This window comes from Alteromonas sp. MmMcT2-5, from assembly GCF_022348315.1.
Lineage (GTDB): Bacteria > Pseudomonadota > Gammaproteobacteria > Enterobacterales > Alteromonadaceae > Alteromonas > Alteromonas macleodii.
The window spans coordinates 1-8,415 of the sequence record NZ_JAKRFB010000093.1; the positions used below are offsets into that span (position 1 = coordinate 1).

At 45.3% G+C, this 8,415-nt stretch carries 7 protein-coding genes; 5 read left to right on the forward strand and 2 right to left on the reverse strand.

The window, feature by feature from the left end; translation table 11 throughout:
• The first annotated feature begins 197 nt into the window (after positions 1-197).
• Complete coding sequence (locus tag MHN09_RS20445) at positions 198-554, forward strand: hypothetical protein (RefSeq protein ID WP_049589166.1); 357 nt, start codon at positions 198-200, stop codon at positions 552-554.
• 71 nt (positions 555-625) lie between these two features.
• Here MHN09_RS20445 and MHN09_RS20450 read toward each other — a convergent pair whose 3' ends face one another.
• A complete protein-coding gene (locus MHN09_RS20450) occupies positions 626-2,908 on the reverse strand; it encodes a TonB-dependent receptor (RefSeq protein ID WP_239241793.1) in 2,283 nt (760 codons plus the stop codon).
• Positions 2,909-3,170: 262 nt separating this feature from the next.
• Entirely contained in the window at positions 3,171-4,160 is a 990-nt protein-coding gene (locus MHN09_RS20455) for a helix-turn-helix domain-containing protein (RefSeq protein WP_049589163.1), read from the reverse strand.
• A 142-nt stretch (positions 4,161-4,302) separates the two neighbouring features.
• Between MHN09_RS20455 and MHN09_RS20460 the strand changes: the two genes are divergently transcribed.
• The 4 genes from MHN09_RS20460 (at position 4,303) to MHN09_RS20475 (ending at position 8,271) form a co-directional block, all read left to right on the forward strand.
• Entirely contained in the window at positions 4,303-6,105 is a 1,803-nt protein-coding gene (locus tag MHN09_RS20460) for an acyl-CoA dehydrogenase (protein WP_239241794.1), read from the forward strand.
• A 76-nt stretch (positions 6,106-6,181) separates the two neighbouring features.
• Positions 6,182-6,949, forward strand: coding sequence for an SDR family NAD(P)-dependent oxidoreductase (locus MHN09_RS20465; RefSeq protein WP_239241795.1), 768 nt, complete (start codon positions 6,182-6,184; stop codon positions 6,947-6,949).
• 76 nt (positions 6,950-7,025) lie between these two features.
• Positions 7,026-7,787, forward strand: a complete 762-nt coding sequence (locus tag MHN09_RS20470; protein ID WP_014949725.1) for an SDR family oxidoreductase — start codon at positions 7,026-7,028, stop codon at positions 7,785-7,787.
• A 25-nt stretch (positions 7,788-7,812) separates the two neighbouring features.
• Positions 7,813-8,271 carry a YaiI/YqxD family protein gene (locus tag MHN09_RS20475; protein WP_014949724.1) on the forward strand — a complete coding sequence of 153 codons (459 nt, stop codon included), beginning with the start codon at positions 7,813-7,815 and terminating at the stop codon, positions 8,269-8,271.
• The last annotated feature ends 144 nt before the right edge of the window (positions 8,272-8,415 follow it).

Sequence of the window (8,415 nt, forward strand, 5' to 3'; positions counted from 1 at the left end):
TTACGCTAAATAACTATGTACATGAGCCGTATACGAGGCCCGTATGTACGGTTCTGTGAGAGGGATGAGGCGGTGACGCCTCACCCTACTCGATGTTTGCATTTTAAACAAATGAACATATACTGTATAAATATCAGTATGGTTTATTTTGAGTCTTATCTTGGTTCGCTAAAAAGCGCAACGTTTAGGAGATAGTTATGCAAACAGGCATTAAAGCGGTTGATCAGCTTATTTCAAAACACGGCATTATGGCAGAATTCGGATCAGACACGTTTCAACGCCGTAGCCGCTTGACTGGGGGCGACGAGCGTGCAAATGGGTTGCCTTTCTGTATGTATCAAAAGGTGGTACATGCCCCTTTGTCTCATCAATTTACCGTGCATCACTTTTATATGCCGGGTAATAAGGGGAAATTAGCTAGCTTTTTGTTTAATGAAAAAGGGCAGTTAATTGAGCAGGTCTACTACCAGAAAGTTGCCCGCTGGGTGGAAGTGTGCAGAAAATTACAGCAGCTAGTACAAATGCCTACGTCTGATATTGATATGGCGGCGTAAAAAAACGGTAGCTGAAATACAGCTACCGCTTTGTGTTATGTAATACGTTTTATTAGTAACTCAATAAAAATTTAGTAAAAGCTCTTTCTAAATTCGATACCGAATACGCGAGGTTGGTTATCGATCGCAGTCAAGTTGTTAAAATCGATTGCTCCTCGAAGGTTTTCCTCATCAGTGATGTTTCGACCAAACAAAGCCACAGTGTATTCGTGATCAAAGTTTTCATAACCTAAACGAAGGCCACCTTCAAACTGACCGTCTGTTTGGAACTCAACAGCGTCGTATAGGAAGATGTTTGTCTCACCTTGCCAAGCCCAATCAGTAAATGCGAAGAACTCACCTGAATCGCCCATTGGGATTGAATACCTTGCTGTAAATACAAAAGTTTGCTCTGGCGCTTGAGGGAATGGGTTTCCATCAACAGCAGCAAAACCATCAACAAGCTCATCAGTCACAGTGCATTGACCAGAACCACAAGGCGCAACTAACAAGTTAGGATCATCTATTTCAGTATCGTTGAAGCTATAGCCTGCAGTTAACAAAATGTTATCTGTTGCAAGCCACTTAACGTCAAACTCAAAACCTTTGCCGGTGCCTCTATCAGCATTGATAAGCTGAGTTAGATTGTCAGTACCACCAATTGCAGTAAATTGCATGTCATCGATGCTGTAATAGTAAACTGCACCGTTGAAGCGTAGGGTGTCGTCAAGTAAATCGGCTTTAAAGCCAATTTCAAAAGAGTCCATAACCTCTGATTCAGCTACAGATGGTGCTGAGCCAAATGCTGCATCTCGGCCTTGAATTGAAGGGCCACGGAAACCGTGCGCGTAGCGAGCATAGACGCTTACTTCACTGTTCAGTTTGTGGTTAAGGCTTAAATCACCGCTAATGCGTTGGTCGTCAACCGTGATTGGGTCAAACGGTACAGACGCAGTGCCGTTAGTGTCAAAAAGCTTCTTCTCGTCGTCAGTATAACGGATACCAGCTACAAGCGTAGTCTCGTCGTTAAACTTGTATTCAGCTTGGCCGAATACCGCCCACAGTGAACTTTCGTGAGTAACTGTAGCGATGGTGAAACCTGGGTTGGTAGTTACGTCGAACTCAGATTCAAACAAGAAAATACCTGTTTGCCAAGTAAAGTCGCCTTTATCACTGCTTGCGAGTCGAATTTCTTGCGTAACCTGCTGAAGGTCATCAAGTAAGTCAGTGGTATCAGAGCCCAATGGAATAAAACCAGGGAACGATGTTACTGGCGTATCACCAACACCATCAAAGTCTGTATCTGCAAGGTAGTCAACAGAGGTGATACCGTCAGGCACGGCGGTTCCTTGAGGAACAATAGCACCACCATCGATGTCACCACGACTGCTTCCTTCAGCTTGCTCGTAAGACGTAATTGACGTTAGCGTCATTCCGCCGCTTAAGAAGAAATCTAGTGTTAATGAAAGGCCTTCGTTCGTATATTTTTGACGATTTCCAGCACCACCATCGTAATACACTTTATCGCGGTTGTAGTTTTGATTGAACTCGTTAGAGCCAGTAGTAAGTGCGTTGCCTCTAAAAATAGTAGACGTACCGTCAAGATCTCGGCCGTGAATAGAAAGTAGGGCAGTCATGTCGAAGCTAGTTGGCTCCCACAAAAGCTGGCCTCTCCAAGCTAGTTCTTCGTACTCACCTAGTGCGTCAGATTCGCCAGTGAAACCATTATCAATCCAGTTATCTCTGTTTTGAGAAAGTACAGAGAAACGACCTGATAATTCATCAGTAAGCCCGCCGCTAATTGCAGCTTCAGCGTTAAACGTACCTAAGTTACCTACGCTTACTTCAGTGAATGCTTCGAAGTCTTGAGTTGGCTTGTTCGAATCGAATTTCACAATACCCGCTGTGGTGTTACGACCGAAAAGCGTGCCTTGTGGGCCACGAAGTACTTCAACTTGTGATACGTCGAAAAGAGGGAAGCTTTTTAGGATTACGTTTTCTTTTACAACGCCATCCATCATGATTGCAACAGGCTGAGATGCTGCTAAGTCGAAGTCGGTGTTTCCAAGACCGCGAATGTAGAAACGCGGAGCAACACGACCATTAGATGATTCTGCATACAAACCAGGTACACGTGTGGCAAGCTCAAGAATGTCACCACCGCCTGAGAAAAGGCTTTCAAACTGCTCGCCGCTAAGCGTAGAGATTGAGATTGGCACTTCCTGAATTGACTGAGTACGCTTTTGCGCAGTAACGGTAATCTGTTCAAGTGAGGCATCTTTTTTTTCTGTCGTCGCGGCCTCTTGTGCAAGAACTGAAGAGCTGAACGCAGCACTAACGGCTAACGCTAGTGTGGCGATTTTGAGTGTTCTCATGTTTCCACCAAGATGATTTTAAATTTATACTTTTGTAGTGTTTTTAGCACAAAAAATAACAATCTATGCTTGGCGCTGCATTTTACACAAACTTTTACATAAAAACTCCAAATTTGTGCAAACCAAGGTGTTTTTCATCGAAAATGCACAATATTAGTTAGATTGAATATAACTAAAAAGCCTGTGTGCACAGGCATGGAACATCAAACTTAATAGAGAGATATTTTTTGGTGCAAGTAGTCTACTAACCATCTAAATCAAATTAGCCTCGCTTGAATTTCGCTCGGTATTGAGAAGGTGATAAACCAGTCGTTTTTTTAAATAGTCGAGTGAACGAGCTAAGGTCTTCATAGCCAACAGCGCTAATCACGCTCTCTAACGGCATACTAGAGGTTTCTAAGAGCTTTCTCGCGTGCTCAATGCGCAGCGACTGTAAATACTGACCTGGTGTAATATCACACGCGTTTTTAAATCGGCGTATAAGTGTGCGTTCCGTCATATTATGCCGTAGTGCTAATTCGCTTAGCGTGCATTTATTTTGTACGTTCTTTTCCAGAAAAGACTGTACCGCTTTAATGTCCTTGTCTGAGTGAAATCGTCGCTGACGACTGCTGGCATAAATAGTTTGGCTTGTTCTGGACACGTCCAAAACGTGGGATTTTGCCGTATCGCTCGCAATCTGATGACCACAGTAGCGTTCTATCAACAAGATAGATAAATCAATCCACGCCATGCCGCCGCCTGCACAAAACACCGTATCATCTTCAGTAACCATTTTCTCGGGTTGTAAGTTTACGGTAGGGTACATGGCCTTAAATTTATCTGCATATCCCCAATGCGTAGTGGCAATTTTATTGTCCAATAATTCAGATTGGGCCAAAAGGAAAGTACCGGTGCAATTGGCGGCAATGTCGGCCCCCATTTTCTGCAGACGCCTTATGTGTACAAGCAGAGGCGCTGTGCTTTCTAGCACTTCATCAATATCGCCACCAATGGTGGGAATTAACAAGACATCAGTGTGTGAGACTTCTTCGATGGCGATATTGGGCTGTAGAACAACTTGATTAGAGCAAAGAATAGGCTGCCCATGGTGACTGGCCAACTGTACTTTAAACTGAGGGTTGGTTGGTAAGTTGTGTATTCGCTGCCAACTAATACCTGCGAAAGCAAATACATCGAGGGCTCCTGTAATGGCAGATGCCAAGGCTTGGTTAAAGCCGATTACGGTAACGGTGAACTTCGTGTTATTCATAAAAATAATTCGAGTTATAAAATAAGATAAAACTCAGTGATTGTTGGCGTGATTGACCATTATTGTGTCATTAATGACAATGATGGCACGATAACGAATATGACACAATGTGTTAACAAGTTTTCGTAGAGGACAGGACACCATGGCCGACCAACTTATCCCCCGCCGTGAAATGCAATTTCAGCTGTACGAAGTATTAAACACCGCAGCCTTATGTGAAAAAGCTCGCTTCGAAGAGCACAATGTAGAAACCTTCAACGCTGTTATTGATATGGCCGAGAAGATGGCAGAAGAGTTATTTCTTCCTCATAATGCCGTTGCTGATAAAAACGAGCCTACATTCGATGGCACTAAAGTCTCTATGATTGATGACGTAAAAGTGGCTTTTGACACATACAGAGAGTCTGGGTTTATCGCGGGTCATTTTGATTTTGAAGATGGCGGTATGCAGCTTCCTGTTACCGTGATGAATGCCTGCGCGGGCTATTTTTTAGCGGCAAACCCATCGTCAACCGCTTACCCTTTCTTAACTGCGGCTGCCGCCAATGTCATTAAACACTTTGCCTCCGAAGATATCAAAAGTGCGTTTCTATCAAAAATGCTAGCGGGTGACTTTACTGGCACCATGGCACTTACCGAGCCCCATGCCGGTTCGTCACTTGCTGATATTCGTACATCAGCAAGGCCGCAAGATGATGGTACGTACCGAATCAAAGGCAGCAAGATTTATATATCAGGTGGTGAACATGAGCTTTCCGACAACATCGTACATTTGGTGTTGGCGAAAATTCCAGGTGGTCCAGCTGGTGTAAAAGGCATTTCCTTATTTGCTGTACCTAAATACCGTCTCGACGCTGACGGCAATCCAGATGTGCGCAACGATGTAACCCTTGCTGGTCTTATCCATAAAATGGGCTACCGAGGTACAACTTCAACCGCACTAACCTTTGGCGAAAATGGTGACTGCCACGGCTACCTGATTGGCGAGCCGCACCAGGGTTTGCGCTACATGTTCATGATGATGAACGAAGCACGCATTGGCGTGGGCTATGGTGCTGCCATGATAGGGTATCGCGGGTACCGTTACTCACTAGAATACGCAAAAGATCGTACCCAAGGTCGCGCTGCGCCTAATCTTGCGCCAGAAGACGAGCCTACACCTATTATCAATCACGGTGACGTGCGACGTATGTTGCTAGCGCAAAAGGCCTACTGTGAAGGCGGTATGTCCCTCTGCTTGTACGGCAGCATGCTCATCGATGAGATGGAAACGGAAACAGACAGCAAAAAGCGTACCGAACTTTCTCAGCTTTTAGATCTTTTAACACCCGTGTTCAAAGCATGGCCTTCGGAGTTTGGCCCTAAAGCCAACGATTTGGCTATTCAAATACTAGGTGGTGCGGGCTACACCCGTGAATATCCTGTTGAGCAGTGCTGGCGCGATAACCGCTTAAACCCAATTCATGAGGGCACGAATGGTATTCAGGCGTTAGACCTGCTGGGAAGAAAGTTATGGCAGCACGACGGCAAAGGCCTTCAGGTGCTGCTTTCTCGTGTAACAAGCGATATGAAGCGCGCAGAAACGCCCAGAGCACAGGCGCTAGCTGCAAAATTAAAACCATACTTAGACCAGCTTGGCGGTTTAATACAACAAGCTGCGGCCGACCTGCGCTCTGATAAACAGCCTGTTTTACTAACTAACGCGAGCTGCTTTTTAAATATCTTTTCAAGTTGTGTGGTGAGCTGGATTTGGCTGCGCCAGGCAAATGTTGCCGAACAAGCACTCGCTAATGGTGCTGGCGAGCAAGACGTTGACTTTTATGAAGGTAAGTTATCAGCAGCTGAATACTTCTTAAATTGGGAGTTACCGCTAGTCAGTCGCGATATTGAGGTGCTTTCTTCACGCGAGGCGACGTGTAACAACGTAAAAGCGAGTTATTTTTAATCGTTCAAATCAAGAAGCATGCGCAGTGACCAAAATTAACGGCGTTGCGCTTGTTCACTAAATTGGAGTACAGCTAATGAATGTAGCTGCAAATGTTGAAGGTAAACATATTCTTATTACTGGTGGAGGCTCGGGGATCGGCGCTGCATCGGCTCGCGTATTGAGTGCGCGTGGTGCAACAGTAGGCATTGCCGATCTAAACGAAGAAAACGCCAAAACATTGGCTGAAGAAATTGTTGCCTCAGGTGGCAAAGCCTATGCGGTGGCGGTGGATGTTACCGAACCGGCTCAGGTCAAAGCGATGTTCGACACGGCGCTTTCTCATAACGACAAGATTGATGTGGTTATTAATAATGCGGGTATCGACCATTTTCCAGCTCCGCTAACTGAAGTCGATGATGCCATGTTTATGAAGAATATTCAGGTCAACTTAGCTGGCGTATGGTATTGCATGAAAAACGCCCTCAAGCATATGACGGCGACAGGCGGTGGCCACATCATCAATATTGCCTCTGTAGCTGGATTGCGCTCTGCGCCTATGATTAGCGCTTACAGCGCTTCCAAACATGGGGTAGTGGGGCTTACTAAATCGGCGGCGGTGGAATACGCAAGGGCGAACATTCGCATTAACGCTGTTTGTCCAAGCTTTGTCGATACTCCTATGGTGCAAGGCGTTTTATCAAAATTGGATGAAAGAGGCCAAAAAGGGCTTATTGGCGCCAATCCAATGAAGCGTTTGGGTAAACCAGAAGAGATTGCTAATGCCATTGCTTGGTTGTGTAGTGATGAGTCGTCATTCATGACGGGTCAGTCAGTAGTACTCGACGGTGGTATGTTGGCCTAGAGCAGGCACCGCAACAAGCGTTAATAAGAGAAATTAAGCACACAGCACTTTATCAGCAAGAATTAAGGATATGACAATGAAGAACCTTTTTGATTTAACAGGAAAAGTGGCACTGGTTACAGGTGCCAGTCGCGGTATCGGTGAGTCTATTGCCCGTTTGCTTGCCCAGTATGGCGCGCATGTAATTGTATCAAGCCGCAAAATTGACGGCTGTGAAGCCGTTGCTTCTTCAATTCGTGACGCAGGTGGTAAGGCGACAGCGCTAGCGTGTCATGTGGGTGAAATGGAGCAAATTACAGAAGCATTTAACGTCATTAAGCGCGATTTTGGAAAACTGGATATTCTAGTAAACAACGCGGCAGCCAATCCTTACTTTGGGCATATCTTAGATACTGATCTTGGCGCCTACAATAAAACTGTAGACGTCAATATTCGTGGCTACTTCTTCATGTCGATTGAAGCTGGCAAAATGATGAAAGAGCAGGGCGGTGGCGTCATTCTAAACACGGCATCGGTAAACGGTGTAACACCGGGTGACATGCAGGGGATTTATTCTATTACCAAAGCTGCGGTTATCAGCATGACTAAGTCATTTGCAAAAGAGTGCGGTAGCTTGAACATTCGCGTAAACGCATTATTGCCAGGTTTAACCGATACTAAATTTGCGTCAGCGTTAACAACTAATGAGCAAATCCTGAAGCACGCACTTAAAGTTATTCCACTAGGTCGTGTCGCTGACCCAGATGAAATGGCGGGCACGGTATTGTACTTAGTATCAGACGCTTCAACCTACACGACCGGCACGACAGTGGTGGTAGATGGTGGTATGCTAGCGTAATTAGATACAGTTACGAGATACGACCATGCATATATGGGTTGACGCCGACGCGTGCCCTGCAGTGATCAAAGACATTCTTTTTAAGGCAGCCAGACGTACCAAGCTGCCTTTGTCTTTGGTGGCTAACCATTCTATGTCTGTTCCTCCAGACAAGCACATAACCTTAACGCAAGTACCGTCAGGCTTCGATGCTGCTGACGATTATATAGTAGAGAAGTGTGAAGCGGGTGACTTGGTGATTACCAATGACATTCCATTGGCCGCTGATGTACTGGCAAAAAATGCGCTAGCGTTAAATAACCGTGGTGAAGAATACGATAAGTCGTCTATTAAGCAGATACTAGGCATGCGGGATTTCATGGAAACCATGCGCTCAAGCGGCGAACACACAGGCGGTCCAAAAGCCTTTTCCCAACGTGACAAACAAAACTTCGCCAACGCACTAGACCGACTCCTCACACAAGGCCTCCGCAACCTCAAATAAAATATTGGGGTCAGAGTACATTTCTACAGCGTGATCTGAACAGCGAAAATAATGGGGTCAGAGTCTGAGGTATCCCCACAAATAATATTGCGATATCAATAAGATAAAAAAGATAGGAACATTCATGACGTTTGGTGATCAGAT